A 26,786-nucleotide genomic window follows, 5' to 3' on the forward strand; every position below is an offset into this window, starting at 1 on the left:
GGAAGGGGCAAGATGGTGGGGTGAGCGAGCGCCCCGGGCCGACCACCCGGATCAGGATCACGGAGCTGGCCGGCCCCGCCGCCCGGGAGCGGCGCGACGACCTGGCCACGGAGGAGCCGCTGGAGCTCCGCCTCGCCGCGCCTGACGGCACGCGCAGGACGGTGGCGATCACCATGCGCACGCCGGGGCACGACTTCGAGCTGGCCGCCGGCTTCCTGCACGGCGAGGGCCTGGCGCGCCACGGGGACATCGCGTCGATCGCGTACTGCACCGACGAGGACCTGCCGCCGGAGGCCCGCTACAACACGGTCACGGTGCGCCTGCGCGTCCCGGTGCCCGACCTGCCCGCGCTCGACCGCCACTTCCTCACCTCCAGCGCCTGCGGCGTCTGCGGCTCGGCGAGCCTGGACGCGCTGCGCGACCGGTGCGCGACCGTCCCCCGCGGGTCGCTGCTGCTCGCCCCCGAGGTGCTGTACGCGCTGCCGGACGCGTTGCGCAAGGCCCAGGGCGTGTTCGGCAAGACGGGCGGGCTGCACGCCGCCGGGCTGTTCGGAGGCGACGGCGCCCTGGCGGCGGCGCGCGAGGACGTGGGCCGCCACAACGCGGTGGACAAGCTGGTCGGCTGGGCGTCCCTGGCCGGGCGGCTACCGCTGGCGGAGCACGTGCTCATGGTGAGCGGGCGGGCCAGCTACGAGATCATGCAGAAGTCGCTCGCGGCGGGCATCCCGGTGGTGTGCGCGGTGTCGGCGCCGTCGTCGCTGGCGGTGGAGCTGGCCAGGGGGTTCGGGCTGACGCTGGTGGGGTTCCTGCGAGGGGAGCGCTGCAACGTGTACGCGGGGGCGGAAAGAATCATCACCTAACAGTGGAATGAAGCATTCCGTTCTGCTATTCTGGAAACAGAACGAAGCATTCCGTTCCTTCTGGAGGTCCCTGACATGAGCACCATCACCCCCTTCCGCGTCGAGATCCCGCAGTCCGACCTCGACGACCTCCAGGCCCGTCTCGCCATGACCCGGTTCGCCGACGAGATCCCCGGGGCCGAGCAGGGCGTCAGCGTCGAGCGGGTCAAGCGCCTGGTCGCCCACTGGCGGGACGCCTTCGACTGGCGGGCGGTCGAGGCCGGGCTCAACGCCCACCCGCAGTTCACCACCGAGATCGACGGGCAGCGCATCCACTTCCTGCACGTCCGCTCCGGCAACCCCGACGCGCTCGCCCTGATCCTCACCCACGGCTGGCCCGGCTCCATCGCCGAGTACCTGCGCGCCATCGAGCCCCTGTCGCGCCACTTCCACCTGGTCATCCCGTCCCTGCCCGGCTACGGCTTCTCGGGCCCGACGCGCGAGCTGGGCTGGAACAACCAGCGCATCGCCAGGGCCTGGGCCGAGCTGATGGCGCGGCTCGGCTACGAGCGCTACGGCGCGGTCGGCAACGACGGCGGCTCGATGATCTCCCCCGAGGTCGGCAGGATCGACCCGGAGCACGTGGTGGGCGTGCACGTCACGCAGCTCTTCTCGTTCCCGTCGGGCGACCCGGCCGAGTTCGCGGAGCTGAGCGAGGAGGACCAGGCGGGGCTGGCGGTGCTCGACTGGTTCTGGAAGGAGAAGGGCGCGTTCAACGTCCTGCAGTCGCAGCAGCCGCAGACGCTCGCGCACGCCGTCGTCGACTCGCCCGCCGGCCTCGTCGGCTGGCTGGCCCAGCTCTTCGACGAGGACCTGGACGACGACTTCGTGGTGACCAACGCGGCCATCCACTGGCTCACCGGCACGGCCGGCTCCGCGCTGCGCCTCTACTGGGAGAACGCCCGCGCCGAGCAGCCCAAGGAGCCGACGACCGTGCCGACGGCGCTGGCCATGGGCGAGGGCGACTTCAAGTCCATCCGCCGCTTCGCCGACCGCGACCACGCGAACATCGTCTCCTGGAAGACCCTCCCGGCCCCGGCTCACGGCCACTACACGGCGCACACGGCCACGGAAGCGCTCACCTCGGACGTCATCGCCTTCTTCCGCGGCCTCGGCTAGGCACGGGAGGTGCCCCCTCGGGGGGCACCTCCCGTTTCGCTGTGTCAGCCGGTGTTCTGCAGGCCCGCCGCCACGCCGTTCACCGACAGCAGCAGCAGCGTGGAGAGCCGGTCGCGCTCCTGGTCCGACGGGTTCTCCGTGCGCAGCGCGCGCAGCGCCCTGAGCTGGAGGTGCGACAGGGCGTCCACGTACGGGTCGCGGAGCTGGACGGCGCGCGAGAGCACCTTGCGGTTCTCCAGCAGCCGCGTGTGCCCCGTGACGCGCAGCACCAGCTCGCGGGTCCGGTCGTACTCCTCCAGCACCTGCTGGGCGAAGTCCTCCCTGCCGCCCAGCGCCAGGTAACGCTTGGCGATGGAGCGGTCGGTCTTCGCCAGCGACATCTCCGCGTTGTCCAGCATGACGTTGAACAGCGGCCACTCCGCGTACGCCGCCCGCAGCTCGTCCAGGGAGTCGGCGGCGGCCAGGCCGGTGCCGAGGCCGTACCAGCCGGGGAGGTTGACGCGGGTCTGGGCCCAGGCGAAGACCCAGGGGATGGCACGCAGGTCGTCGAGGGAGCGGGGGGCGCCCAGGCCGCGGCGGGCCGGGCGGGAGCCGAGGCGCAGGCTGCCGATCTCCTCCAGCGGGCTGACCAGGCCGAACCACTCGGGGAAGCCGGGGGCCTCCGTGAGCGCGCGGTACGCCTGCTCCGAGGCCGTCGCCACCTGCTCGGCCAGGCCGCGGAACCGCTCGGCTGCGGTGGCGGTGCGGGCGCCGATCGTGGGCGAGGAGGCCAGCAGGACGGCGTTGGCCACCTGCTCCAGGTGGCGGCGGGCGATCGCGATGTGGCCGTAGCGGGCGAAGATGACCTCGCCCTGCTCGGTGACCTTGAAGCGGCCGGCGACCGAGCCGGGCGCCTGGGCCAGCACCGCGCGGTTGGCGGGGCCGCCGCCACGGCCCAGCGCGCCGCCGCGGCCGTGGAACATGCGCAGCCGCACGTCGTGCTCGGCGGCCCAGGCCGTCAGCTCCTCCTGCGCCTCGTAGAGGCGGAGAGTCGCGGCGGCGGGGCCGAGCTCCTTGGCCGAGTCGGAGTAGCCGAGCATGATCTCCATGCGCCGCCCGGTGTCGGCCAGCCGCCGCTGCACCTCGGGGATGTCGAGCATGCCGGTGAGCACGCGGGGCGAGTTGGCCAGGTCCTGGCCCGACTCGAACAGCGGTACCACGTCGAGCACCGGCGCGCGCTCGCCGAGCGCGTGCCTGGCCAGCTCGTACACCGCCGCGATGTCCTCGGCGGTGCGGGTGAAGGAGACGACGTAGCGGGAGCAGGCGGTGACGCCGAAGCGCTCCTGGATCCAGCCGATCACCCGGATCGTGGCCAGGACCTCCTCGGTGCGCTCCGACAGCTCGCCGCCGGCCCGCAGCTCCTCCAGGGCCGCCGCGTGCACCTGGGAGTGCTGGCGCACCTCCAGCTCGGCCAGGTGGAAGCCGAACGTCTCCACCTGCCACATGAGGTGCTGCAGCTCCCCGTACGCCTGCCGCGGCGCCGAGGCGGCCAGCGACTCCTGGGCCAGCCGGAGGTCGGCCAGCAGCTCGGCGGGCGAGCGGTAGGCCAGGTCGAGGTCGCGGCGGCGGGTGGCGGCGATGCGCGCGGCGGCGAACAGCAGCCACTGCCGGTGCGGCTCCCGCGGCGAGCGGGTGGCCAGCTCGGACACCACGTCCGGGTGGCCGTCCACGGCCGCCGCCAGCGCCGCCCGCAGCTCGGGCGAGCAGGGCGCGAACTGGGCGGAGGCGGTCAGCGTGCGGGCGATGCGCGTGCAGGCGGTCTCCAGTGCCGTCAGCACGTGCTCGGACTGGATCTGGATGGTCTCGCGGGTGACCTTGGAGGTCACGTTGGGGTTGCCGTCGCGGTCGCCGCCGATCCAGCTCCCGTACCGGATGAACGGCCTGGCCAGCGGCGGGCGCGTGCCGGTGCGCTCGTCGAGCGCGGCGTCGAGTGAGCGGTAGACCTGCGGCACCATGCGGAACAGCGTCTCGTCGAAGGCGGCCATGGCCGTGCGCACCTCGTCGAGCGGGTCCAGCTTGGTGGAGCGGAGCTGGGCCGTACGCCACAGGAGGTCGATCTCCTCCAGCATGCGGCGCTTGCTCTCGGCGCGCTCGGAGGCGCCTCGCCCCGGCGCGTTGTACTCGGTGAGCTGGCCGCTGACGCGCTGGATCGCGGTGACGACGGCGCGCCTGCGCGCCTCCGTCGGGTGCGCGGTGAGCACCGGATGCAGCTCCAGGCCCTCCAGCAGCTCGGTGACGCGCTCGTGGCCGAGCTCGTGGACGGCCTGTGCCAGCGATTCCCGCTGCACCCTGCCCTCGGCGTCCCGCTCCCGCAGTGTACGGATGCGGTAATGCTCCTCGGCCAGGTTGGCCAGGTGGAAGTAACAGGTGAACGCGCGGGCCACGGCCACGGCCCGCTCGATCTCCCATCCGGCGACCATTTCGGTGATCACGTCGGCCGAGATCTCACCCTTGCGCGCCGCGATGACGGCCTTGCGCAACCGTTCGACATCGGCCAGCAGGTCCTCGCCACCCTGTTCGGCGAGCACCTGGCCGAGCAGTTTGCCCAGCAGACGCACATCGTGGCGTAGCTCGTCCGGCATCTCGGTTACGGCGGCACTGCGACGCTCGAGCCCCTGGTCAATCATGTTTCGAAGGGTATCGAGTCGATTCTGGCCGACGTAGACCGGTCTCAGGTATTGGACTAGACCACTGCTCAGGTGGGCTTCGAGACGGCCGCGAGCAGCTCCGGCGTACGGGCGAAGCCGATCCTGGCGGCCAGCCGCCGGCCGAGCACCTCGGCCAGCAGGCCGTAGAACGGCGCCAGGACCGACACCCAGACGAGCCCGAACAGCAGCGGCACCACGAACGGCAGCGCGAGCAGCCCGATCCCCACCGTGGCCCCCATCGCGGAGGCGAACGCCAACCCGCCCTGGCCGGGAGCGGCGCCGCTGAAGGCGTTCATCCGCTCGGGCGCGGTGTACGGCAGCACCACGCTGGTCACGGAGCCGACGCCGAGCCCGACCCCGAGCGCGCCCCAGCCGGTCAGCATGCCGGGCAGGATCGCGCCGGGCTGCCCCGCGAGCAGGCCGGTGGCGACGGCGATGGCGGCGATCACCGGCACGGCGACCAGCGCGTTGGCCAGGTGCCGCCCGGCCAGGTCGGTGAGCAGGCCGCGCTCGGAGCCGAAGGCGACGGCGTTCATCCAGAGCGAGCGGCCGTCGATGCCGAACGAGTTGATCGACTGCAGCGCGATCATCAGGGCGCCCAGGCAGGACAGGGTGATCGGCATGCCGGCGCCCGCCTCGGCCGTCCTGGTCAGGGAGAACGACAGCACGACCGTCACGAGGACGGCGCTGAACCAGCCGACGCGGTAGCGAGGGTCACGCCTGATGTACTTCAGCTCCTTGGTCACCACCGCCGCCAGCGGCCCGTCCGGCAGGAACCGGTCGGTGAGGCCGCTCTCCCTGCGGACGGAGGCGGCCTGGGTGGAGACGTCCGGCGTGACCAGGGCACGGGCCAGCGCCTTGATCCACAGCCAGGCCAGCGCCACGGTGAGCAGCGCCACGAGCACCACCTCGGCCAGCCCGGCCAGGCCGCCGTCGGCGATGGCGTGGGCCAGCATGCCGGGCGGGGTCCACCGCAACACGGCCGCCATCGCGTGCAGCATGGCCGCCGGGTCGCCGAAGCCGCCGTTCATCAGCAGGTTGGGCAGCTGCGCGAGCAGCACGACGAGCAGCGCCGCCACGGCCAGCACGTCGCGCCCGCGCCGGGTGCGCAGCGCGCTGGACAGCGCGGTGGTGATCAGCCGGGACGCCACCACGCAGAGCGCGAACTGCACCAGCACGGCCGGCACCCCGAGCAGCCAGCCGCCCGCGCCGGAGGCCAGCCCGACCAGGGCGCCGAACGTCACGATCAGCATCGCCGCCGGCCAGACGCCGGTCACGGACGCGGTGAACAGGCCGACCGCCAGCCGCCGCGTCCGCAGCGGGAACAGCGACAGCTTGGCCGGGTCGAGCGTGTCGTCCAGGCCGAACGCCATCAGCGGCACGACCATCCAGCCGAACAGGAAGGAGGCGAACGCCACGATCACCAGTGAGGAGGCGATGTCAGGAGGCGCCAGCCGCAGCAGGCTCATCAGGAAGAAGCCGAGCACGGCCAGCCCGGCGGCCGCGACGAGGGTGAAGACGAAGCCGAGCTTGCGCTGGAGGTCGCCGCGCAGGTTGCCGGCCATCAGCCGCAGCTTGAGCCCTGCGAAGAGCGCGACGGTGCTCATGAGCGGGCCTCGGGCGGCCTGGCGCCGAGCCAGGTCAGGCCCGACTCCTCGCCGCTCTGCGAGGAACGGCCGACGAGCTCCAGGAACGCCTGGTTGAGCGAGGGGCGGTCGCCGCGTACGTCCGCTAACGGGCCCTGCGCCACGATGTGCCCCGCGCTCATCACCGACACCCAGTCGCACAGCCGCTCGACCAGGTCCATCACGTGGCTGGAGAAGATGACCGTGGAGCCGGAGGCGGTGAAGCGGCGCAGCACCTCGGTCAGCGTGTTGGCGCTGACCGGGTCGACGCCTTCGAACGGCTCGTCGAGGAAGAGCACCGAAGGGTTGTGCAGCAGCGCCGCGGCCAGGCCGATCTTCTTGCGCATGCCGGTGGAGTAGTCGACGACGAGCTTGTCGGCGGCGTCGGCCAGGTCCATCACGGCCAGCAGCTCGCCCGCGCGCTGCTCGACGTCGGCCTTGGGGATGCCGCGCAGCCTGCCGTTGTAGAGGAGCAGCTCGCGCCCCGACAGCCGCTCGAACAGCCGCAGCCCCTCGGGCAGCACCCCGATGCGCGCCTTCACCTCGACGGGGTCGCGCCAGACGTGGAACCCGTCGACCTCGGCGGAGCCTCCGTCGGGGCGGAGCAGCCCGGTGATCATGCTGAGAGTGGTCGTCTTGCCAGCCCCGTTGGGCCCGACCAGGCCCGCGAAGCTCCCGGCGGGGACCACGAGGTCCACCCCCGCGACGGCGATCTGCTGCCCGTATCGCTTGAAGAGAGCGTGCGTGCGCACCGCGTCCGACATGGCTCCACTCTAGGAGGAGCGGCTAGCCTTGCGCGCATGAGCACTGCGGAGGAGATGCCGGGGCAACCGGATATTCACACCACCGCTGGGAAGATCGCCGACCTGGAGCGGCGACTCGACGAGGCCGTGCACGCGGGGTCGTCGGCGGCGGTCGAGAAGCAGCACGCCAAGGGCAAGATGACGGCCAGGGAGCGGGTGCTGGCGCTGCTGGACGAGGGCTCGTTCGTGGAGTTCGACGAGTTCGCCAGGCACCGGTCCACGATGTTCGGGATGGACGAGCGCAGGCCGTACGGCGACGGCGTCATCACCGGGCACGGCACGGTCGACGGCCGGCAGGTGTGCGTGTTCTCCCAGGACGTGACGGTGTTCGGCGGCTCGCTCGGCGAGGTGTACGGCGAGAAGATCGTCAAGGTGCTCGACCTGGCGATCAAGACCGGCTGCCCGATCATCGGCATCAACGAGGGCGGCGGCGCGCGCATCCAGGAGGGCGTGGTCGCGCTCGGCCTGTACGCCGAGATCTTCAAGCGCAACGTGCACGCCTCCGGCGTGATCCCGCAGATCTCGCTCATCATGGGCGCCGCGGCCGGCGGTCACGTCTACTCCCCCGCGCTGACCGACTTCGTGGTGATGGTGGACCAGACGTCCCAGATGTTCATCACGGGGCCCGACGTCATCAAGACGGTGACCGGCGAGGAGGTCACGTTCGAGGAGCTCGGCGGGGCCCGCACGCACAACACGAAGTCGGGCGTGGCCCACTACCAGGCCGCCGACGAGGACGACGCGCTCGAGTACGTCAAGGCGCTGCTGTCGTACCTGCCGTCGAACAACCTGGACGAGGCCCCGGTGTACGAGCCGGCGGCGGACCTCGATCCCGACCCGGAGCTGGACGAGGTGATCCCCGACTCGCCGAACCAGCCGTACGACATGCACCAGGTGATCGAGCACGTGCTGGACGGCGGGGAGTTCCTGGAGGTCCACGCGCTGTTCGCGCCGAACGTGGTGGTCGGGTACGGCCGCCTGGACGGCCAGCCGGTGGGCGTGGTGGCCAACCAGCCCATGCATTTCGCCGGATGTCTGGATATCAACGCATCCGAGAAGGCTGCCAGATTTATTCGAACATGTGATGCCTTCAATATTCCAATCCTGACTTTTGTTGATGTACCGGGTTTCCTTCCTGGCACCGATCAGGAATGGAACGGAATCATCCGCCGCGGCGCCAAGCTCCTGTACGCCTACGCCGAGGCCACCGTCCCGCTGATCACGGTCATCACCCGGAAGGCGTACGGCGGCGCGTACGACGTCATGGGCTCCAAGCACCTGGGCGCGGACGTGAACCTGGCCTGGCCCACCGCGCAGATCGCGGTCATGGGAGCGCAGGGCGCGGTCAACATCCTCCACCGGCGCAGGCTGGCCGGCGCCGCCGACCCCGAGGCCGAGCGGGCCGCTCTGGTCACCGAGTACGAGGACACGTTGGCCAACCCGTACATCGCGGCGGAGCGCGGCTACGTGGACGCGGTGATCCGGCCGTCCGAAACCCGGCCCCAGGCCATCCGGGCACTGCGGGCCCTGCGGAACAAGCGGATGACGCTGCCGCCCAAGAAGCATGGGAACATCCCGCTATGACGCCGGACCTGCGCATTGTCCGGGGCGACGCCACGCCGGAGGAGATCGCGGCGCTCGCGGCCGTCCTGGCGTCGCGCCACGCCGAACCGGAGGCGCCTCGCACTCCGGGAAGACAAACATGGCGAAACCCGGCTAGAGCTATGCGTAAGCCTGTCGCACCAGGGAAGTCGGCATGGCGGATGAGCGCACTACCCTAGATAGATCCTGCGAATCGGGTGTCAAGTTCCCCGGGAGTTGGGACTATCTAGAGAAAGTAGGCGTATATAGTCGGCCGATCAACTAACACCGCGGCCTGGAGGACGACATGGCCATCCCAGACCTCATGCCGCATCCTGTGGCAGCCAAGTACGCCGTCCTAGTGGATGTCGGTTATCTGTACGCTGCGGCAGGTGAAGTGCTGCTCGGCGCGAAGGAGCGCAAGGAATATCGGGTGGCCGCCGATGAGCTCATCCAGAGTCTACAGAAACATGCAGAGGAACGTATTTCGGGCGAACTTCTGCGGATCTATTGGTATGACGCAGCCCGTGATCGCGTGCCTACCGTCGACCAGCGTGTCATCGCTCAGCTTCCCTGGGTCAAGGTTCGCCTCGGCAACCTGAACGCCCGCGGCCAGCAGAAGGGTGTGGACGCGCAGATCCGGAGCGATCTGGAGGCACTGGCCAGGCATCATGCGGTCACTGACACGATCCTGCTGGCGGGTGATGAGGACATGGTCCCGGCGGTGGAGGCGGCGCAGGCGTACGGCGTGCGCATCCACCTGTGGGGCGTCGAACCGCCCTATGGCACCAACCAGGCCGAACGCCTGGTGTGGGAGTCCGACACCGTCGAAGTGATCAGCGCCGATTTCCTAAGACCGTTTTTCAGCCGTGCTCCTCAGCCCGTTCCCGTCACTCCACCCGCCGCCGCTCCCTCGCCCGCGCAGGTCTTCGCCGGGCGCGCCCCCGTCAAACCGCACGCCAAGCCCGGCCAGGTCGCCAAGCTGGGGCCGAGCAGACCGCGCGTGGAGGACGTGGGCGAGCACGTCGCCCAGAAGTGGATACTGACCCGCGGGCGCGACAACATCCGCGACCTGCTTCCCGGTCCCATCCTGCCCACGGTCATCGACACCGAGCTGCTGATCGAGGCGGAGAAGGAGCTCGGGCACTCGTTGCGGCCGTACCCGGAGGCCCGGGTGTGGTTGCGTGACGGGTTCTGGGCGCGGGTCTACCGGGAGTTCGACCTGGGGGTGGGCGTCTCGTCCAAGTAGTCCCCGGATGCCCGTTCCACGAGGGCCTCGGCTATCTCGGTGCGGGCGTACAGGACGTATCGCCCCGTACGGTGTGACGTGCACAGGCCGGCCCTGCGCAGCGCGGTGAGGTGCTGGTTCGCGCCCGGCTCCGACAGGCCGGCGCGCCGGGCCAGCTCGCGGGTGGAGGCCGGCTGGTCGAGCTCGGCCAGCAGCCGCGCGCGGGTCCTGCCCAGCACGGCGGCCAGCGCCTGCGGCGGCTCCGGCTCGCGGCGCTCCCAGAGCGTCGCCACGCCGCGCGGCGCGTACCGCACGGTCGGCTGGTACGGCGGCACCGTCACCGAGAACACCCTCGGCCAGACGAACACGCTCGGCACCAGCAGCAACCCGCGGCCCCGCAGCGCGCGCACCCCCGAGACGTGGCGGTGCCGGATGCTCAGCGTCCCGTCGTGCCAGGTGACGGCCTCGTCCAGATCGGCCAGCATGCGCTGCGCGCCGCCCTCGGCCAGCAGCCTGGCCCGATACAGGATCTCGCCCTCCAGCAGCGCCCTGACCCGCGGCCAGTACGGGGCCAGCGCGGCCTCCCAGTAGCCCGCGGCCTCGGCGGCCAGGCGTTCCAGCCCCTTCTCCGGGTCGTCGTAGAGCGCCTGGACCCGTTTCGTGCGCGGACCTGGCACCTCGTCCAGATCCGGGCGGACCCGGGCGGCCGCGCCGCGCATGGTGGCGAGTTCGAGCGCCAGGTCCGGCATGGACGTGGACGGCGGGGTGCAGGTGAAGCCCGCGATCGTGATCGTCGGCACCGGCACGAGGTCGGACAGCAGCCGCCACTCCACGTCCGCCAGCCGGCGGCGCACCTGCTCGGCCCAGGGCCGCAGGAGCGGGTGCGCGGACGGGTCCTTCACCACGCGAACGCTGGCCACGACCTCGCCGAGCGGGGAGATCGCGAAGCGGGTGTTCGCGATGTCGTGGGCGGTGAAGACGAGGTCGAGGGTCATTGGATTCGCTGCTCACTTAATCGATGGCACCTTTGCCGAGATTTCACCATCGTGGCGGTCATGTCAACGACCGTGACGGAGGAGCCGCCGCTGCTGCGGCTCCCCGGCTTCCGCAACCTCTTCCTGGCCGGCGCGGTCAGCCAGCTCGGATCCCAGATCAGCTACGTCGCGCTGCCCCTGCTCGCCGTGACCGCACTCGGCGCGGGCGCGGGCGAGGTCGGGCTGCTCGCCGCGCTCGGAACGCTCACCGTGCTGCTGCTCGGGCTGCCCGCCGGGGCCTGGGTGGACCGGGTCAGGCGCCGTCCCGTGATGATCGCCACCGACCTGCTGCGGGCCGCGGTGCTGCTGTCGGTCCCGCTGGCGTGGTGGGGCGGGTGGTTGTCGATGGGCCACCTGTACGTCGTCGCGGTGCTCACCGGGGCCGCGACGCTGCTGTTCGACGTGGCCTCGTACAGCCTCGTGCCGGCGCTGGTGGGCCGCGAGCGGCTGACGGCCGCGAACACGCTGCTGGTGGGCACCGGGGCCGGGATGGACGTGGCGGGGCGGAGCGCGGCCGGGGTGCTGGCGCAGGTGGCGGGGGCGCCCGTGGCGATCCTGCTGGACGCGCTGAGCTACCTGTGGTCGGCGGCCTGGCTGCGCGGCGTCCCCGACCCCCGGCCGGCGCGCGAGCCCGCGGCCGAGCCGATGGGAGGGCAGATCGCCGAAGGGGTCCGGTTCCTCTTCGGCAACCCGATCCTCGTCACGGCCCTGCTCCAGGGCACCATGGCGAACCTGGCGTTCCCCCTCTGCTCCGTCCTGCTCCCTGTCATTCTCGTCCAGGGGCTCGGCCTGCCGGAGTGGGTGCTCGGCGCGTACCTGGCCGCGGGCGGGCTCGGCGTGCTGGCGGGGTCGTCGTCGGCGCACGCCATCGGCCGCCGGCTCGGCACCGGGCGCGCCGCGTGGCTCGCGAGCCTCGTCACCACGCCCGCGGCGTTCGTCGTGCCGCTGCTGAGCCTGGGCGGGGCTTGGGTGTGGGCGAGCGCGGCGGCCTGGTTCGTGCTGACGTTCCGTACAGGGCTGAACAACGTGCTGCTGGTCAGCCTGCGGCAGCGGGTCACGCCGGACGCCATGCTGGGCAGGATGACGGCGACGATGCGGCTGCTCCTGACTGGCGCGCTCGGGGCGGGCGGGCTGCTCGCCGCCGCCGTCGGCGAGCTGTGGGGAGCGGGCGCCGCCCTGGCGCTGGGCGCCGCGATCATGGCGCTGAGCTGGCTGCCCTACGTACGTTCCCCGCTGCGCCACGAGCCGTGAACGGTGGTGTCTGATTTCCGCCAGTCAGTCCCCTTGGGGAGCGCATACTGTCGGAGACATGTCACCACGCGAGCTCGATTTCGACTCCTGTTACCGGGCCGTCTCCGCCAGGGACTCCCGGTTCGACGGGCGGTTCTACACGGCGGTGACGACGACGCGCATCTACTGCCGGCCGATCTGCCCGGCCCGCACTCCCTCGGCCCGCAACGTGCGCTTCTACCGGCACGCGGCCTCGGCGGAGGCCGCCGGGTTCCGTCCCTGCAAGCGCTGCCGGCCCGAGCTGTCGCCCGGCGACCCCGGCTGGGACCTGCGGGGCGACCTCGTCGGGCGGGCGCTGCGGCTGATCGACGACGGGGCGGCCGACGAGCAGGGCGTCGCCGGGCTCGCCCAGCGGCTGCACATCACCGAGCGGCACCTGCACCGGCTGTTCGTGGCCGAGCTGGGGGTCGGGCCGCTGGCGGTGGCCCGCACGAAGCGGCTGCTGCTGGCCAAGCAGCTGCTGACCGAGACGGGGCTGCCGGTGACGGAGGTGGCGTTCGCGGCGGGGTTCGGCAGCGTGCGGCAGTTCAACGCGACGATGCGGGAGACGTACGGGTTCACGCCGAGCGAGCTGCGCGCCACGGCCGGGCCGCGGGCGGTCCAGGCCAACGGCACGGTCACCGGACCGGCGAGCCTGCGGCTGCGGTTGCACCGGCGGGAGCCGTACGACGTGGAGGGGGTCTTCGCCTTCCTCGCCTCCCGGGCCATCCCCGGGCTGGAGGTGGCGGACGGCACCTCGTACGCCAGGGCCGTGCCGGGCGGGACGATCACGCTCACCCCGCAGCGCGGCCACATCGCGCTGGACGTGGCCGTGGACGACACCCGCCAGCTCGCCCGCGTGGTGGCCCGCTGCCGCCGCCTCCTCGACCTGGACGCCGACCCCGAGGCCATCTCGGAGATGCTCGGCAAGACCTCGCTCGGCCCGCTCGTCTCGGCGCGGCCCGGGCTGCGGGTGCCGGGGGCGTTCGACGGGTTCGAGCTGGCCGTGCGCGCGGTCGTCGGCCAGCAGATCTCGGTGGCCGGCGCCCGTACGCTGCTCGGCCGCATCGTCGCCAGGGCCGCCGCCCCCGGTGGCCTCTTCCCCACCCCCGCCCGCCTCCTCGACACCGACCTGACCGGCCTCGGCCTGACCGGACGCCGGATCGACACGCTCAAGGACCTCGCCGCCCGCCTCGCGGAGGGCCACCTCGACCTGGACGGCGGCCAGGACCCGGCGGAGGCGGTGGCCGAACTGCTGGCGGTCCGCGGCATCGGCCCGTGGACGGCCAGCTACATCGCCCTGCGCGCGCTGCGCGATCCGGACGCGTGGCCCGTGGGCGACCTCGTCCTGAACAAGCGCATGGCCGCCCTGGGCATCCCCCAGGACCACATCGAACGGTGGCGCCCCTGGCGGGCGTACGCCGCCCTGCACCTCTGGAGCTCATCATGATCGCTGCCCAGCTCGTCCCGACGCCGGTGGGCCCGCTGGCCCTGCTCGCCCGCGAGGGCGTCCTGGTCGCGGCCGGCTTCACCGCCGACCCGACGGAGATGTTCGCCCGGCTCACGCCCGCGCTGCAGGCCGAGGGGCTGGAGGTCGTCCCCGACCTCGGCCTGGCCGCCGAGGCGACCCGCGCCTACTTCGACGGCGACCTGCACGCGCTGGACGCCGTCCCGGTCTCCCAGCCCGGCTCACCTACGCGAAAGCGGCTGCATGCGGCGTTGCGGGAGGTGAAGGCCGGGACGACCGTTTCCTACGCGGAGCTGGCGGAGCGGGCGGGGATGCCGAAGACGGCGGCTCGGGCGGCGGGGTCCGCCTGCGCGCAGAACCTGATCGCGCCGTTCGTGCCTTGCCATCGGGTGTTGCCCAGTGGTGGGGGATATGGGGGGTATTACTACGGCGTACCGGTGAAGGAGTGGCTGATTGCCCACGAAAATGGAGGAATAGCTAACCCCAGGTAATCAAATGACAGCTTTCGGTAATGTGTTCGCCATGTCGCCGACATTAGAACATGAGTACCTGATCGAGCTGGTCCGAAACCGTCCGTCCCTGGTCACGGCGCTACTGGCCAGGGTGGATGTCGAGGTTCCCGCCTTCGACGAGGCCCTGGTGGGCAACTGCGACTTCACCGATCTCCCGAAGGAGTTCCGGGCCGACTCGGTCGTCGTGCTGAGGCGAGGCGGTAAGCCTGTGGCATCGGTCATTCTGGAGGTCCAGCGGAAGTACGACCCGCACAAACAATGGTCCTGGCCGGTCTACATGGCCACACTCCGAGCTCGCGAGAAGTGTCCGGTGATGCTTCTGGTCTTCTGCCAGACCGAGGAGACCGCCGTGACCTGCGCCTCGCCCATACACATGGGGCATCCCGGGTGGGTGCTGCGTCCGTCCGTCGCCGCGTTGCGCGACGTGCCCAGGATCACCGACATGGAACAAGCCCGGGCCAACCCCGAGCTCGCGGCACTCTCCACCATCGCGCATGTCAGCCTCGGAGGTGACGAGGCGCTGGAGGTGCTTCGGGCATGGGTCGAGGCCGAGAAGCAACCGCTAGAGGGGCAGCGCAGTTATGCTGCGCTTGTATACATCATGCTGTGCGGTCCCGACGCCGTCCAGATGTTCAAGGAGCTCGAAGTGGCCGTAGGTATCCCTGACGCCATGAGGAACCCGATCATCCGCGAGGCCGTCGAGTACGGCGAGGCCAAAGGCGAGGCCAGGGGCGAGGCCAAGGCCGTCCTGAGGATCCTGCGCAGACGAGACATCCCCATCTCACACGAAGCTCAGGAGCGCGTACTCACCTGCACCGACCAGGCAACACTGGAGACCTGGATCGACAGGGCGATCACGGTCAAGGCCGCCGACGAGCTGTTCGGCTGAACAAAATCATCAGGGCCGGCACGACACCCCGTCGTACCAGCCCTGATCACGCTATGCAGGCACCAGCCGCCGGGCCTGCACCCCCGCGGCCCCGGCCACGCCGAGCCCCACCAACCCCAGCAGGGCGGCCGTCCAGGCGGGAGCCGTGTAGCCGAGGCCTGCGTCGATGGTCAGGCCCGCGACGAAGGAGCCGATGGCGTTGCCGAGGTTGAAGGCGCCGATGTTGGCGGCCGAGGCCAGCGTGGGGGCGCCCGCGGCGGTGTCCAGGACGCGGGTCTGGAGGGGCGGGACGGTGGCGAAGGCGGCCACGCCGAAGAGGGTGATGGCGACGATGAAGGCGATCTGGCTGGACGAGACGAGCGCCACCACGACGGCCAGCAGCGTGAGCAGGCCCACCGAGCCGTAGATGGACGGCATGACGGCCCGGTCGGCGAGCTTGCCGCCGATCAGGTTGCCGGCCACGAGGCCGACGCCGAACAGGGCCATCACCACCGGCACCGTCCCCGGCGAGAAGCCGCCGACGCCGGTCATGATCGGCGCGATGAACGTGATGACGGCGAAGACGGGCGCGAAGCCGAAGACGGTCATGGCCAGGGCCAGCCACACGCCGGCCTTGCGGAACGTGGCGAGCTCGCTGAGCAGGCCGCCCCCGGAGGGCCGGGGCCGGTGCGGGACGAGGGCCAGGACGCCGGCGAGGCCGGCCACGCCGATGGCGACCACGACCCAGAACGTGGCCCGCCAGCCGAACGCCTGCCCGATCCACGTCCCCAGCGGCACGCCGAGCACGTTGGCCAGCGTCAGGCCGGTGAACATCAGGGCGATGGCGCTGGCCCGCTTCTGCGGCGCCACCAGGTCGGCGGCGACGACGGAGCCGACCCCGAAGTAGGCGCCGTGGGCGAAGGCGGCCAGGAAGCGGCCCACCATGAGCACGCCGTACGAGGGGGCCAGCGCCGACAGCAGGTTGCCCGCGATGAACAGCACCATCAGGGCCAGCAGCATGGTCTTGCGCGACAGCCGACCGCCGAGCATGGTCAGCGGCGGCCCGCCGACGGCCACGCCGAGGGCGTACCCGGAGACGAGCAGGCCCGCGGCCGGGATCGTCACGCCGAAGTCCGCGGCCAGCTCGGGCAGCAGCCCGTTGATGATGAACTCCGTGGTTCCGATGCCGAAGGCGCTGATCGCGAGGGCGAACAGGGCGAGAGGCATAGAATTCTCCTCAGACGACGTTAGTAAGCGTGGACATTATTTGCACACGCCGACTAACTGACCATACAACCATGCCGAGGAGGCTGTCACATGCCCATCGCCGATGACGCCGTCGAGGCGCGCGCCCAGGGCTGGCGCACCCTCGCGGCGCTGCACGCCAAGATCGAGGACCGGCTGGAGAAGTGCCTGCAGAAGGAGCACGGGCTGAGCGTGAGCGAGTACACCGTGCTCGACGTGCTGGCCAGGCAGGACGGCTGGCACATGCGCATGCAGCAGCTCTCCAGGGCCGTGGTGCTCAGCCAGAGCGCGACCACGCGGCTGGTGACCCGCCTGGAGAACCGCGGGCTGCTGCACCGCTACCTGTGCGAGGACGACCGCCGGGGCATCTACTCCGAGGTCACGCCCGCCGGGCGCGAGCTGCTGGAGCAGGCGCAGCCGACGCACGACACCGTGCTGAAGGAGGTGCTGGCCGAGGCGGCGCAGGAGCCCGAGCTGGCCCCGCTGGCCGCCGTTCTGTCCTGACTCGGCTGCCGTTCTGTCCTGACTCGGCTGCCGTTCTGTCCTGACTCGGCCGGCGTTCTGTCCTGATTCAGCCGGCAGGTGGCGTGACGTTGCTCTGGATCTCGCCGACCGGCACGTCGCGCGTGGTCTCCAGCTCCACGGGGTCGAACTGGAACGGCACCACGCCGCCCTGCGCCTGGATGTCGACCGGCCACACGGTGGTCACGGTGAGCGTGTACGTCTCGCGCGGCTGGTCGATCGACGAGCGCAGGTACCGCACGCCGCAGGAGAACTCCCCGCCCTTCGTGTACGGCCTGCCCGCCGCGCCGCAGCCGCTCTCCGTCACCTCGGCCCGCTCACCCGTCGTCCCCGGATCGATCTCGATGTTCTCGAGCGTCGCGACCAGGGTCACGCTCATGACGCCCGGCAGCTCGGCCGTGACGGTGCGGCGCGGCTCGCCCACGCCTTCGAGCCAAACCCAGGTGGGCAGGTTGACGTAGCTCTTGGCGTCGGGGTTCAGCTTGACGGCGGGCTCCGGCACGGTCAGCGCGGCGCGGGCGATGTGCGCGAGCTGCTCGATCGTCAGGCCGGAGGGCGGCGTGGTCCCGGTGGGCACGAAGATGAACTGCTCCAGGTTCGTCCAGCAGGCCACGCCGTTGGGATCGGCCTCGTTCAGCCCGGGCAGCCACCAGCGCCCGTCCTGTCCGAGCTTGTCCTTGAACTGCTGGATGAACGCCTGGTGGCTCTCCTCGTCGATCCGCGCCCTGTTCGCCGCGTCACGGCCCTCGCTGCGCTGGCGGAGCATCTCCTCGGGGGTGGGCCCGGGCTCGTACCAGCACGGCTGCGGGATGCGGTAGCCGTCGCCGCTGCCGCCGACGTCGCCGCTGACCCTGATGCTGGTGTGTTTGCCCCGCCAGCCCACGGTGTTGCCGCTCTGCTCCTTCTCCTGGGTGGTGTTGTCGCCGGGGCCAGGGATGGGGTCGAGGAGCAGCGGTGCCATGAGCAGGGCCGCTAGCCAGGCTTTCATCGCGTGCATCTCTCTCTGGAGGGAACGTAGGTCCTGATGCGCCACACCCCGTCGTCACCGCGACGGGCGGCCACGCTCTGGCCGTAGGGTGTGCGCAACCACTCGGGCTGGGGGCTGACGGCCTTCCCGGTACGGGTGGAGACCATCCGGACCCCCGATTCGTCCACACAGGCGTCGATCTGGGCGCCCTTGCCCACCCGCGCGCTGACCCGCAGGTTGTAGAGCCGCCCGACTCCGCGCATCGACCACCCCTCGGTGGCGAACGACTCCACCCACTCGCTGGCCTGCACCGCGGCGTCGAGCTCGAGGCCGTCCTTGTACGTGCGCCGCCGCTCCGCCACGGCCTTGCGGGTGCCGACGTACTGGTCGACCATGACCTTCAGCAGCGGGTCGGGGTTCGCGGGCCACTCGACGCGGGCCTTCAGTCCGTCGGCGACCTGGATCGTCTCGGGCCCGGAGGACGACGGCCGCTCCTCGGGCGCGGCCGGGGTGGTGCCCACCGCCGCCGCCGGGGCGTTCTCCTTCGGCCGGTACGGCCGCTCCTGCGCCGCGCAGCCCGCCGCGAGCAGCAGGCACAGCACCATCGCCGCACTTCTCATGCCGATGACTCCCTCACCACATGGATGCGCCACGTGGGCAGCAGCTCCTCGATCAACGCCTCGGTCTCGGGGGCCATCGCGCCTCCGTACGGGTGCGAACCGGCCCGCCTGGTCAGGCCCTCGACGACGGTGCGCAGGCGTACGGTGTCCTCCGTCGCGTGCGTGGCCCGCAGCAGGTCGCGCCAGAGGCTCTCGTCGTCGGGGGCCAGCAGCAGCGCGGCGCGCACGGCGGCCACCGCGGCGTCCGGCTGGCCGTGCGCGAGCCGCAGCTCGCAGAGCTGGTGGGCGGCGTCGGCCACGGCCGCGGTCACGTCGTACTCCAGGTCGTCGGCCGCCAGCCAGGCGTACCTGCCGGGGCCGCGCGCGGCCAGCAGCGGGCCTCTGACCAGGCCGAGCGCCTTCTCCAGCAGGACGGCCCTGGCCGTGGGGTCGTTCCGCGAGCGGCGGACGAGCTCGCGGAACAGCGCCCAGTCCGTACGCACGTCGGGCCCCAGGCGCAGCCGGCCCGCCTCGTCGGTGAGCAGGTGCTCGGGCCCCAGCCACTCGGCGACCCTGGCGATCGTGGCGTCCCTGACCATGTCCTGCACGCCGCGCGGCCACAACACGCCGCCCAGCACCACGGGATGAACGCCGCCCACGTGCGTGGCCAGGTACACCAGCAGCTCCGTGGCCAGCTCCATCCGGCCCTCCTCCAGCGGGGGCAGGCCGAGGATCTCGACGGGGCCGAGGATCCCGATCTCGACGGCGGGCGGGTGCAGCCCCGCCAGCGGCTCGGCCTCCGGGATCGCCTCGCCCTCCAGGCGGCCGGCGGTGCGGAACAGGTCGATCAGCGCCTGGTAGTGGCGGCGGGGCAGGAGCTGGGCCTCCACCTCGAAGCCCAGCTCGGCGATCCTGGCCTTGCCGTCGTCGCCGATCTCCAGGGTCCAGGTGGCGTGCGGGACCTCGCCCGCCACCACGTACCCGGCGGTGTCCCTGCGGGCCAGCAGCGCCAGGCGGCGGGCCTCCTCGTGCGTGGGCGCCACCGCGGACAGCAGGTAGTGGGCGCTGCGCGGGCTGCCGGTGATGCGGCCCGTCAACACCTCCCCGCGCGGGGCGGCGCCGGCCTCCAGCTCGGGCAGCACCTCGGCCAGGCTGCCGACCGCCCTGACGCGGCCGGGCGCGATGGCGGTCAGCTCGCCGCCGAAGCCGACGAGCGTGATGCGCATGCGGTCGGACCACAGGTTCGTGGCCAGCTCGACCGCCAGGGCGGCCAGCGCGGCGGTGGTCTGCGGGCCGCGCACGTTGATCAGGCCCTGCGCGGCCTCCAGGTCGATCAGGACCCGGCCGGCGGCGTCCGTCCCGATGGAGACCAGCCCCGGGTACGGCGCCCCGCCCGGCCGCACGCCGGCGTCGGCCGCATGCGCCCCGCCGTGCCGCGCCCGGCTGTCGGGGTACGGCGTCCGGCCCGCCTGCCCCCGGCCCTCCCCGGCCGACGCCCGGCTCTCCCCGGATGACCCCCGGCTCTCCGGGTACGGCACCCTGCCCGGCGGAATCCCGAGGTCCGAGTAGGGCCCTCTACCCGGCGGGGTCCCGAGGTCCGCGTACGGTCCTTTGACCCGTGGGGTCTCGGGGTCCGGGTGCGGTCCTGGGACCGGTCGGGTTCTGGGGTCCGGCAGGTGGCGGCCCTCGTGGGCCGGGAGGCGCCAGATCTGGCCGCCGTCCGCCGCCGTCCACGGCGCGGGCGGGTCGTCGTCCGGCGGATGGATCCACAGGTCGAGCGAGCGGGCCGACAGGTGTGCCCCGTACACGACGGGCGGGGTGCGGTGCTGGGCGGCCAGCTCGGCGCCGAGCATGCGCAGCCCCACGTCCAGGACGCGGGCGCCCGGCGCGTCGCTCCCGAGCCGCAGCGCGATCTCGGCCTGGGCGGCGTCGTCGCGCGGCCGGACGATCCGGCGGCCGAACAGCCGCCGCCAGAGCTGCTCCCTGCGCCGCCTGGCCAGCACGAGCAGCAGCCCGGCGGCGGCCAGCGAGGCTGCGGCGAGGTACTGCGTCAGGTCGCCGCCCTGGGCCTCGGTGATGACGACGGGCTGCCGGTCCGTCGGCGTCTCGTCCTCCTGCTCGGCGCGCTTGCCGTCCTGCCGCTCGGCGTGCTCCCCGCGGTCGGCGTGCCTGCCCTCTCCGCGGTCGGCGTGCTTGCCGTCCTGCTGGCCGGGCCGGCGGTGCTCGGCCTCGCCCCGCTCGCGGGGCTCGGTCCGGTCCACGTGCGCCCTGCCGGGGTGCTCGCGCAGCGTCTGCTCGCGGGGCTGGCCGGCGGGGACGATGTGGACGTTCCTGGCGTCGTCCGGCATGTCGAGCACCCAGCCGGGCCTGATCAGGTCGGCCATCCGCAGCCGGGTGCCGTCCGGCTGCTCCCTGGCCTGGTTGAGCCGGTAGATCTCGGGATAGCGGCGGCCGTCCCCCAGGCACTTCTCCGCGATCTCCCACAGGCTCTCGTGGTGCCGGCCGTGCGGCGGCTGCACCACGTACACCTTCTTGGTCTTGGGGGTCTCCAGCGTCTGCTCGACGATCGGCGCCGCGTACGCGACCGCCGTCACCGGCGGGGCGGCGGGCGTGGGAGCCGGCTTGACCAGCGGCACCACCATCGCCCCCGCCGTGAACAGCAGCAGCACCGCCGACACGAGCTTGTTCGCGAGGAACTGCATCCCGCCGGAGAGCGGCACACGGGCGGGCATGCCGACCCGGCGGACCCCGGCGTACACCTCGACCAGCACGCACACGAAGAGCTGGAACCAGGCGCCCCACACCATCAGCACCAGCACGGCCATGATCGTGCTGTGGCCCACCTTGCCGGTCCACACGCCGGGGTCGAGCAGCTCGGGCCTGATCGGCGGGCCCGCGTACGTGAGCAGCGCGTACGGCACGCCGCCCACCAGCGCCACCAGCACGATCAGCGCCCCGATCCCGGCGAGCACGTCGCCGAAGCTGCGCCTGGCCGGCACGCGTACGGGAACGTGACGTCCGGGTGGACGCGCGGGCTCTCGCGTCGGCATCGCCTCTCCTTTCCCCGGTCCAGCGTCGTGCCTCTGGTGTCCCGCATCCATCGAGTGGCGGGATTCGGTCTATCTCGCTTCTGGAGCGGCGGTGGCCTCGCCGGTCATCTCGGAGCCGGGGAACCCGATCGCGCTGAGGAAGAACGCCTCCCACCGCACCGACACGGACACCGTCACCTGGGCCTGCCCCTGGCCGACCGCGCACTCCTCCGAGCTCACGTCGTCGCCGCCCTGGGCGGCCACGATCTCGTCGGCCCTGGCGCACACCTGCGCCTCGCCGAGCAGCCGCGCCTCCCCCGTCTCGCGGAGATGGTCGACGTCCAGCTCGTCGGCGCCGGCCCGCGCGGCCTGCTCGGCCACGTCGGCGGCGCGCAGCCGGGCGTTGATCGCCGAGCCGCCGTCCACGAGCAGCCCGGCCAGCAGGAACACGACGACGGAGAACAGCACGGTGAACACCGACATGGAGCCCCGCTCGCCGGCTCTCATTCGATCCTCCTGAACTGCTCGATCGGCACCACCGCCGTCCCGGTGATCCGCTTGGTGCCGCCGAAGCCGAGGAAGGCGAGGTCCAGCTCGCACGACACCTCGGCCTGGACCTGGCCGCCCTGCTCCCACTCGGAGCCGTCCAGGGAGACCGCGGCCGACTGGCAGCGGCCCTCCAGCACGCTCGTGGTGATGGCCTCGGCGGCGGCCTCCGCGTCGTCGAGCGAGCGCTGCACGGACGCGGCGCGGGCGGCGTCGCGCGCGGCCCCGTTCACCCGACCCTGCGACTCCACCAGCACCCCGGCGCCGGCCAGGAACATGAGGAAGAGCAGGAAGACCGGGGCCAGCATGACGGTCTCCACGGCCATCGAACCCCGCTCGTTCATTCGCAGTCCTCGCCGCCGTTGTCGGGGCGGAAGCACTCGACGGGCCCGCCCGAGGTGGCGGTGATCGTGAACGCCAGCTCGGGCAGCAGCGGGATCACCTGTACGGCGCTCCCGGTCACCGTGACGAACCGCTCGTCGGGCTCCTTCTCGGACGTCGTGGCGGTGGCCTCCTGCAGCAGCCGGGGCCCGACGGCCTGGATGATCTCCGTGGCCTTGGCGGTGGCCTCGCCCTGCCAGGCGCCTGAGTCGAACGGCGCGGCCCTCGCCACGCGCGCCCCCTCCCTGGCCGCCGCCTCGGCCACCTCGCGGGCGTGGAACCAGAGGGCGACCTGCACGATGAGCAGCACGGTCGCGAGGATGACCGGCATGAGCAGGGCCAGCTCGATCACCGTCACGCCGCGCTCGTCCCGGGGCGGCCGGGCTCTCACGGAGTGCCGCCACCGCCCTCGCCGCCACCGCCGTCACCGCCGAAGTTCTGTTCGAGGTTGGCCTGCTGCTGCTCCACCAGGGTCCTGATCAGGGTGGCCAGGCCGAGCGCGACACCGGCGATGATCGCGGTGATGATCACCCATTCGACGGCGGAGGCGCCCCTGGTGGGCGCGGTGCGGGCGCGGCGGACCCGCTCGCCCAGGTACGCGTTCAGGTAGACGATCCAGGGGTGGTTCATGAGACTCCCAACATCTTCATCGCGGCGGGGTAGCTGAGAAAGATCACGAAACCGGCGCAGAGCAGGAGCTGGGCCACCAGCATCGACTGGGAGCGCTCGCCTGCCCGGCCTTCGATCTCGGCCAGCTCACGGCGGCGCAGGGTGGCGGCCCTGGCCGTGAGCGAGGCCCGTACTTTGGCGCCGTCGTCGGCCACCAGGCCGAGCGCGGCGGACAGGTCGCGCAGCTCGTCGACGTTGATCTCCTCGCCGAGCTGGCCGAGCGCCTGCCAGGGCGTGATGCCGACGATCCTGGCGCCGCTCAGGGCGTCGCGGATGCGGCCCATCGCCCAGTTGGGCTGCTCGCCGCTGACCGAGACGGCCATCATCAGGGCCTCGGGTACGCCGCGGCCGCCGGCCAGGTTCATGGAGACCAGGTCGAGGAAGGCGCCGACGACGTGGCGGAAGTCGCGCCGCTTGGCCGCCGCGTCCCGCTTGACCTGGAGGTCGGGCAGGAAGAAGAAGACGACGGCGACGAGCACGGCCGTCCAGAACGGGATGGCCAGGGAGGCGCCCCACTCCATCAGCACCAGCCAGGCCAGCAGCAGCGGGAACGCCAGCAGGCCGCTGGCGGCCAGCAGCACCTTGGTGGCCAGGAACGCCTCGAACGAGCGGCCGATCAGGGCCAGGTCCGACTTGACCGACCGGGCTTCCCAGCCGCGGGCGCCGTACAGGCGGGCCAGGCGGGCGCCGAGGCCGCGCCGGAACGCGCTGACCTCCTCGTCGGGCAGCACGAGCTGGATGCGGGGCGCGCCCGCGTCCTCGCGTACGGCGTCGAGCGCGAGCAGCCGCGCCACCAGCCCGGGACGGGCCGGGAACAGCGCCCGCAGCAGCACGAACAGCCCGAGCCCGAGCGCCGCGCCCGCCAGCGCGCCCTCAACCATCGCCCCCACCTCCCATGAGCAGCCGCGTGGGCTTGTCGAACCTGGCCAGCCGCCGCATCCAGGCGAACCCCGCGCCGAACAGCCCGGCCACGACGACCAGGACGGCCTGGCCGAGGTAGCCCTCGTACTCCTTGACGTACTCGGGGTTGAACAGCACGAGGATCCCGGCGAAGGCCAGCGCCGTGATGACCACGATCTGCACGCTGCGCCTGGTGGCGCGGCGCTCGGCCTCGACGCGGCGGCGCATGTCGAGCTCCTCGCGGGCCGAGACGGCCAGCGCGCCGAGCACGTCGCGCAGGCCGGGGCCGCGCAGCTTGGAGTTGAGGATGAGCGCGGCGACCACGAGGTCGGCCGAGGGGTCGTCGAGCTCGTCGGCGAAGCGGGCCAGCGCCTCCGGCAGCGCCATCCTGGTGTGCAGCCGGTCGATGAGGGCGCGCAGGTGCGGCCTGAGCGTGGGCGCCGCGGCCCTGATGGAGGAGGGGATGGCCTGTTCGAGGCCGGCGGCGCCGGCGATGGTGTCGCGCAGCGACTCCGTCCAGGCGGCCAGCCCCTCCAGGCGGTGCATGGCGGCGCGTTCCTCGGCGGCGCCGCCCGCCAGGCCGCGCCAGGCGAACACGAGCAGCACCGTGCCCGCCGCCATGACGGGCCAGCGGGTGATGATCAGGACCAGGGTGGCGGCCACGGCCGCGACGGCGCCGCGGGTGGTCAGCACCTTGATCAGGTCGCTCTTGGGGCGGGTGGGGCGGGGGCGCAGGCCGTACAGGGACAGGATGAACAGGAACAGGCCGCCGCCTGCGGTCGCGCCGGCGAGCAGCGCCAGCGGGTCGATCGTGAACGGCATGCCTCACCAGCCTCCGGGGGTGTAACCGTGGGCGGCGAGCTCCTCCAGGCAGGAGATCGGGGCGTGCGGGACGCCGCTGCCGTCGGGGCCCGGCACGAACACCTCGCTGGACAGCACGCGGCCGTCGCAGCCGTTGACCTCGCGGATGCTGGAGACGTAGCGGCGCAGGCGGCCGCCCACGTGGTAGTCGTTGCGCTTCTCGATGAAGACCACGAAGTCGATGGCGCCGGCGATGAGCATGTGGGTGGCGTCGATGGGCAGGCGCTCGCTCGCTTGCAGGGCGTAGGTGGAGATGCGGTTGAAGACCTCCATGCTGGAGTTGGCGTGGATGGTCGACAGGGAGCCGTCGTTGCCCTGGGTCATCGCGTTGAGCATGGTGACGATCTCGTCGCCGAGCACCTCGCCGACGATGACGCGGCTGGGGTTCATGCGCAGCGAGCGGCGGACGAGCTCGGCCATGGAGATCTCGCCCTGGCCCTCGGAGTTGGGCAGGCGCTGCTCGAAGGCGACGACGTTGGGGTGCAGCTCGGGGAACTGGTCGAGGCCGAGTTCGAGGGCGCGTTCGACGGTGATGAGGCGTTCGGCGGGCGGGATCTCGTTGGCCAGGGCCCGCAGCAGGGTGGTCTTGCCCGCGTTGGTGGACCCGGCGATCATGATGTTCTTGCGGGCCGCGACCGCCGCCTTGAGGAACCTCCCGATGTCCTGACTTATCGTGCCGTTGCCCACGAGATCGGACATGAAGACCTTGCCCAGGCGGGCGCGGCGGATCGACACGGCCGGCCTGACCGTGACGTCCATGACCGCGCTCAGCCGGGAGCCGTCGGGCAGGCGCAGGTCGAGCTGCGGGTTGGCGGTGTCGAACGGCCTGCTCGACAGCCCCGAGTACGCCGCCAGGATCTGGATCAGCTCGATCAGCTCGTCGTCGGAGTCGGCGACCGGGTCGTGCATCAGCTCCTGGCCGTCGGCGTAGCTCACGAACACCCTGTCGCAGCCGTTGATGTCGATGTTCTCGACCTCGCCGTCGTCGAGCAGCGGCTGCAGCCGGCCCACCCCGAACAGCGCCGCGTGGATGCCCGCCGCGAGCGCCTCTTCCTCCTCCACGGTGGGCGGCGTGCGTCCGAGGCCGATCTCGCTGCGCGCGTGCTCCTCCAGCACCTGGGAGATCAGCGCCCTGGCGAACTGGCGCTCGTCCTCCCCGGTCATCGGGGGCAGGCCGTTGGCCTGGTCGAGCCGGCGCTGGTGGGCCAGGCGGTCGCCGACCTCCTGGCGGAAGCGCTTGACGAGCGAGTGGTCGATCATCTGTGGCTCACCAGCCTCGCCGCCAGGTCCCTGGCCGTACGGATGAGCAGCGAGCGGTCCAGCCGGCCGCCCCACTGGCCGCGCAGCAGCTCGGCGCCCTTGGGGTCGTACGCCAGGCCGTGCACGAACTGCACGCTCGGGCCGACGATCCTGCGTACGTCCTCGATGGAGCCGCGGTAGTTGCGCGGGTCGGCGATGACGACGACGCCGTGGGCCTTGGTGATCTGGAGGCGCTCGCGCAGGTGGGCCACGTGGTCGAGGGTGGCCCTGGTGAGCAGCACGACCTGCTCCGACTCGGCGACCAGGTCGGCGAGCTGCGGGTAGGCGCCGAGGCGGCCGCAGTCGGCGATCACGTCGGCGTTCGGGATGGCGGCCAGCGACCTGCCGAGCGGGCCCCACAACCAGGTGAGACCGACGGCCTGCTCCCCGTGGGTGAGCCCGACCAGCACGTCGAGCCCGCCGACGATCTTCTGGGTGTGCTGGTGGATCTGCGCGGCCTCCAGGCCGCGCCGCGCGGTGGCGCCCAGCGTGAGCAGCCCCCTGCCGGGGTTGAGCACGCCGCCGCCCGCGGCGGGCAGCCGGTAGGCGAGGTCGCCGCCCGCCGGGTCGCATTCGGCCAGCAGCACGGGACGGGGCCAGACGGCGGCCAGAGCCGTGGCGGCCGTGGTCACGCCGGGCGCGCCCTTGTCGGCGGCCAGTACGATCAGCGCCACG

Annotated in this window: 26 protein-coding genes; 10 read left to right on the plus strand and 16 right to left on the minus strand. The window is 72.1% G+C overall.

Annotated elements, in window-relative coordinates:
* The first annotated feature begins 20 nt into the window (after positions 1–20).
* Both fdhD and HD593_RS50755 read left to right on the plus strand, forming a co-directional pair.
* Positions 21–860: a formate dehydrogenase accessory sulfurtransferase FdhD gene (fdhD, locus tag HD593_RS50750; RefSeq protein WP_312904335.1), complete on the plus strand. Its 840-nt coding sequence runs from the start codon at positions 21–23 to the stop codon at positions 858–860.
* Positions 861–935: 75 nt separating this feature from the next.
* A complete protein-coding gene (locus tag HD593_RS50755) occupies positions 936–2,018 on the plus strand; it encodes an epoxide hydrolase family protein (protein ID WP_185110042.1) in 1,083 nt (360 codons plus the stop codon).
* Positions 2,019–2,062: 44 nt separating this feature from the next.
* Here the strand turns inward: HD593_RS50755 and HD593_RS50760 are convergent, their stop codons facing one another.
* The 3 genes from HD593_RS50760 to HD593_RS50770 all read right to left on the minus strand — a co-directional run bounded on the left by HD593_RS50760 (position 2,063) and on the right by HD593_RS50770 (position 7,094).
* Positions 2,063–4,684, minus strand: a complete 2,622-nt coding sequence (locus tag HD593_RS50760; RefSeq protein ID WP_185110043.1) for a phosphoenolpyruvate carboxylase — start codon at positions 4,682–4,684, stop codon at positions 2,063–2,065.
* Positions 4,685–4,752: 68 nt separating this feature from the next.
* Positions 4,753–6,312, minus strand: coding sequence for a hypothetical protein (locus tag HD593_RS50765; RefSeq protein ID WP_185110044.1), 1,560 nt, complete (start codon positions 6,310–6,312; stop codon positions 4,753–4,755).
* Entirely contained in the window at positions 6,309–7,094 is a 786-nt protein-coding gene (locus tag HD593_RS50770) for an ABC transporter ATP-binding protein (RefSeq protein ID WP_185110045.1), read from the minus strand. Before HD593_RS50770 ends, HD593_RS50765 begins: the two co-directional genes overlap by 4 nt.
* A gap of 36 nt (positions 7,095–7,130) precedes the next feature.
* Between HD593_RS50770 and HD593_RS50775 the strand changes: the two genes are divergently transcribed.
* From HD593_RS50775 to HD593_RS50785, 3 genes are all read left to right on the plus strand, one after another.
* Positions 7,131–8,717 carry an acyl-CoA carboxylase subunit beta gene (locus HD593_RS50775; protein WP_185110046.1) on the plus strand — a complete coding sequence of 529 codons (1,587 nt, stop codon included), beginning with the start codon at positions 7,131–7,133 and terminating at the stop codon, positions 8,715–8,717.
* Positions 8,714–8,914 carry an acyl-CoA carboxylase subunit epsilon gene (locus HD593_RS50780; RefSeq protein WP_185110047.1) on the plus strand — a complete coding sequence of 67 codons (201 nt, stop codon included), beginning with the start codon at positions 8,714–8,716 and terminating at the stop codon, positions 8,912–8,914. Before HD593_RS50775 ends, HD593_RS50780 begins: the two co-directional genes overlap by 4 nt.
* Positions 8,915–9,021: 107 nt before the next feature.
* Positions 9,022–9,963 (plus strand): NYN domain-containing protein, encoded by a 942-nt coding sequence (locus HD593_RS50785; protein ID WP_125632505.1) that lies wholly within the window; start codon positions 9,022–9,024, stop codon positions 9,961–9,963.
* On the opposite strand, the gene HD593_RS50790 is transcribed toward HD593_RS50785, so the two are convergent.
* A complete protein-coding gene (locus tag HD593_RS50790) occupies positions 9,921–10,937 on the minus strand; it encodes an ArsR/SmtB family transcription factor (protein WP_185110048.1) in 1,017 nt (338 codons plus the stop codon). The two genes, HD593_RS50785 and HD593_RS50790, sit on opposite strands and share 43 nt — an antisense overlap.
* 60 nt (positions 10,938–10,997) lie before the next feature.
* On the opposite strand from HD593_RS50790, the gene HD593_RS50795 reads away from it, so the two are divergent.
* Genes HD593_RS50795 through HD593_RS50810 form a run of 4 tightly spaced genes read left to right on the plus strand, consistent with a single transcriptional unit; the run spans position 10,998 to position 15,114 of the window.
* The gene (locus HD593_RS50795; RefSeq protein ID WP_185110049.1) at positions 10,998–12,227 is read left to right on the plus strand and encodes an MFS transporter; all 1,230 of its coding nucleotides are present in this window, start codon (positions 10,998–11,000) and stop codon (positions 12,225–12,227) included.
* Positions 12,228–12,285: 58 nt separating this feature from the next.
* Positions 12,286–13,695, plus strand: a complete 1,410-nt coding sequence (locus HD593_RS50800; protein ID WP_185110050.1) for a DNA-3-methyladenine glycosylase 2 family protein — start codon at positions 12,286–12,288, stop codon at positions 13,693–13,695.
* On the plus strand, positions 13,692–14,204 hold the full coding sequence (locus tag HD593_RS50805; RefSeq protein ID WP_185110051.1) for a methylated-DNA--[protein]-cysteine S-methyltransferase: 513 nt from the start codon (positions 13,692–13,694) through the stop codon (positions 14,202–14,204). Before HD593_RS50800 ends, HD593_RS50805 begins: the two co-directional genes overlap by 4 nt.
* A 4-nt stretch (positions 14,205–14,208) precedes the next feature.
* On the plus strand, positions 14,209–15,114 hold the full coding sequence (locus tag HD593_RS50810) for a hypothetical protein (protein WP_185110052.1): 906 nt from the start codon (positions 14,209–14,211) through the stop codon (positions 15,112–15,114).
* A gap of 51 nt (positions 15,115–15,165) precedes the next feature.
* On the opposite strand, the gene HD593_RS50815 is transcribed toward HD593_RS50810, so the two are convergent.
* A complete protein-coding gene (locus HD593_RS50815; protein WP_185110053.1) occupies positions 15,166–16,320 on the minus strand; it encodes an MFS transporter in 1,155 nt (384 codons plus the stop codon).
* Between the two features lie 90 nt (positions 16,321–16,410).
* Between HD593_RS50815 and HD593_RS50820 the strand changes: the two genes are divergently transcribed.
* Complete coding sequence (locus HD593_RS50820) at positions 16,411–16,842, plus strand: MarR family winged helix-turn-helix transcriptional regulator (RefSeq protein ID WP_185110054.1); 432 nt, start codon at positions 16,411–16,413, stop codon at positions 16,840–16,842.
* Between the two features lie 67 nt (positions 16,843–16,909).
* Here the strand turns inward: HD593_RS50820 and HD593_RS50825 are convergent, their stop codons facing one another.
* From HD593_RS50825 to HD593_RS50875, 11 genes are all read right to left on the minus strand, one after another.
* Complete coding sequence (locus HD593_RS50825) at positions 16,910–17,848, minus strand: hypothetical protein (protein ID WP_185110055.1); 939 nt, start codon at positions 17,846–17,848, stop codon at positions 16,910–16,912.
* A complete protein-coding gene (locus HD593_RS50830; protein WP_185110056.1) occupies positions 17,845–18,447 on the minus strand; it encodes a hypothetical protein in 603 nt (200 codons plus the stop codon). Before HD593_RS50830 ends, HD593_RS50825 begins: the two co-directional genes overlap by 4 nt.
* Positions 18,444–21,476, minus strand: coding sequence for a BTAD domain-containing putative transcriptional regulator (locus HD593_RS62850; RefSeq protein ID WP_246547175.1), 3,033 nt, complete (start codon positions 21,474–21,476; stop codon positions 18,444–18,446). The genes HD593_RS50830 and HD593_RS62850 overlap by 4 nt, the downstream gene beginning before the upstream one ends.
* Positions 21,477–21,545: 69 nt before the next feature.
* Positions 21,546–21,962, minus strand: coding sequence for a pilus assembly protein TadG-related protein (locus HD593_RS50840; protein WP_246547178.1), 417 nt, complete (start codon positions 21,960–21,962; stop codon positions 21,546–21,548).
* Positions 21,959–22,345 (minus strand): TadE/TadG family type IV pilus assembly protein, encoded by a 387-nt coding sequence (locus HD593_RS50845; protein ID WP_185110057.1) that lies wholly within the window; start codon positions 22,343–22,345, stop codon positions 21,959–21,961. The genes HD593_RS50840 and HD593_RS50845 overlap by 4 nt, the downstream gene beginning before the upstream one ends.
* Complete coding sequence (locus HD593_RS50850) at positions 22,342–22,740, minus strand: TadE/TadG family type IV pilus assembly protein (protein ID WP_312904336.1); 399 nt, start codon at positions 22,738–22,740, stop codon at positions 22,342–22,344. Before HD593_RS50850 ends, HD593_RS50845 begins: the two co-directional genes overlap by 4 nt.
* A 29-nt stretch (positions 22,741–22,769) precedes the next feature.
* Positions 22,770–23,012 carry a hypothetical protein gene (locus HD593_RS50855; protein ID WP_185110058.1) on the minus strand — a complete coding sequence of 81 codons (243 nt, stop codon included), beginning with the start codon at positions 23,010–23,012 and terminating at the stop codon, positions 22,770–22,772.
* The gene (locus HD593_RS50860; RefSeq protein ID WP_185110059.1) at positions 23,009–23,932 is read right to left on the minus strand and encodes a type II secretion system F family protein; all 924 of its coding nucleotides are present in this window, start codon (positions 23,930–23,932) and stop codon (positions 23,009–23,011) included. The genes HD593_RS50855 and HD593_RS50860 overlap by 4 nt, the downstream gene beginning before the upstream one ends.
* On the minus strand, positions 23,925–24,773 hold the full coding sequence (locus tag HD593_RS50865; protein WP_185110060.1) for a type II secretion system F family protein: 849 nt from the start codon (positions 24,771–24,773) through the stop codon (positions 23,925–23,927). Before HD593_RS50865 ends, HD593_RS50860 begins: the two co-directional genes overlap by 8 nt.
* Positions 24,774–24,776: 3 nt before the next feature.
* The gene (locus HD593_RS50870) at positions 24,777–26,072 is read right to left on the minus strand and encodes a TadA family conjugal transfer-associated ATPase (RefSeq protein ID WP_185110061.1); all 1,296 of its coding nucleotides are present in this window, start codon (positions 26,070–26,072) and stop codon (positions 24,777–24,779) included.
* On the minus strand, positions 26,069–26,785 hold the full coding sequence (locus tag HD593_RS50875; RefSeq protein WP_185110062.1) for a CpaE/TadZ family protein: 717 nt from the start codon (positions 26,783–26,785) through the stop codon (positions 26,069–26,071). Before HD593_RS50875 ends, HD593_RS50870 begins: the two co-directional genes overlap by 4 nt.
* Between the last annotated feature and the right edge of the window lies 1 nt (position 26,786).

The sequence above is a fragment of the Nonomuraea rubra genome, assembly GCF_014207985.1.
Classification (GTDB): domain Bacteria; phylum Actinomycetota; class Actinomycetes; order Streptosporangiales; family Streptosporangiaceae; genus Nonomuraea; species Nonomuraea rubra.

Coding starts and splice junctions, on each gene's coding strand:
- HD593_RS50775 (WP_185110046.1), top strand. CDS start 7,131: ATGAGCACTGCGGAGGAGATGCCGGGGCAACCGGATATTCACACCACC.
- HD593_RS50810 (WP_185110052.1), top strand. CDS start 14,209: ATGACAGCTTTCGGTAATGTGTTCGCCATGTCGCCGACATTAGAACAT.
- HD593_RS50780 (WP_185110047.1), top strand. CDS start 8,714: ATGACGCCGGACCTGCGCATTGTCCGGGGCGACGCCACGCCGGAGGAG.
- HD593_RS50860 (WP_185110059.1), bottom strand. CDS start 23,932: ATGGTTGAGGGCGCGCTGGCGGGCGCGGCGCTCGGGCTCGGGCTGTTC.
- HD593_RS50755 (WP_185110042.1), top strand. CDS start 936: ATGAGCACCATCACCCCCTTCCGCGTCGAGATCCCGCAGTCCGACCTC.
- HD593_RS50865 (WP_185110060.1), bottom strand. CDS start 24,773: ATGCCGTTCACGATCGACCCGCTGGCGCTGCTCGCCGGCGCGACCGCA.
- HD593_RS50795 (WP_185110049.1), top strand. CDS start 10,998: ATGTCAACGACCGTGACGGAGGAGCCGCCGCTGCTGCGGCTCCCCGGC.
- HD593_RS50870 (WP_185110061.1), bottom strand. CDS start 26,072: ATGATCGACCACTCGCTCGTCAAGCGCTTCCGCCAGGAGGTCGGCGAC.
- HD593_RS62850 (WP_246547175.1), bottom strand. CDS start 21,476: ATGCCGACGCGAGAGCCCGCGCGTCCACCCGGACGTCACGTTCCCGTA.
- HD593_RS50830 (WP_185110056.1), bottom strand. CDS start 18,447: ATGAGAAGTGCGGCGATGGTGCTGTGCCTGCTGCTCGCGGCGGGCTGC.
- HD593_RS50770 (WP_185110045.1), bottom strand. CDS start 7,094: ATGTCGGACGCGGTGCGCACGCACGCTCTCTTCAAGCGATACGGGCAG.
- HD593_RS50845 (WP_185110057.1), bottom strand. CDS start 22,345: ATGAACGAGCGGGGTTCGATGGCCGTGGAGACCGTCATGCTGGCCCCG.
- HD593_RS50840 (WP_246547178.1), bottom strand. CDS start 21,962: ATGAGAGCCGGCGAGCGGGGCTCCATGTCGGTGTTCACCGTGCTGTTC.
- HD593_RS50760 (WP_185110043.1), bottom strand. CDS start 4,684: ATGATTGACCAGGGGCTCGAGCGTCGCAGTGCCGCCGTAACCGAGATG.
- HD593_RS50855 (WP_185110058.1), bottom strand. CDS start 23,012: ATGAACCACCCCTGGATCGTCTACCTGAACGCGTACCTGGGCGAGCGG.
- HD593_RS50790 (WP_185110048.1), bottom strand. CDS start 10,937: ATGACCCTCGACCTCGTCTTCACCGCCCACGACATCGCGAACACCCGC.
- HD593_RS50765 (WP_185110044.1), bottom strand. CDS start 6,312: ATGAGCACCGTCGCGCTCTTCGCAGGGCTCAAGCTGCGGCTGATGGCC.
- HD593_RS50800 (WP_185110050.1), top strand. CDS start 12,286: ATGTCACCACGCGAGCTCGATTTCGACTCCTGTTACCGGGCCGTCTCC.
- HD593_RS50825 (WP_185110055.1), bottom strand. CDS start 17,848: ATGAAAGCCTGGCTAGCGGCCCTGCTCATGGCACCGCTGCTCCTCGAC.
- HD593_RS50820 (WP_185110054.1), top strand. CDS start 16,411: ATGCCCATCGCCGATGACGCCGTCGAGGCGCGCGCCCAGGGCTGGCGC.
- HD593_RS50805 (WP_185110051.1), top strand. CDS start 13,692: ATGATCGCTGCCCAGCTCGTCCCGACGCCGGTGGGCCCGCTGGCCCTG.
- HD593_RS50815 (WP_185110053.1), bottom strand. CDS start 16,320: ATGCCTCTCGCCCTGTTCGCCCTCGCGATCAGCGCCTTCGGCATCGGA.
- HD593_RS50785 (WP_125632505.1), top strand. CDS start 9,022: ATGGCCATCCCAGACCTCATGCCGCATCCTGTGGCAGCCAAGTACGCC.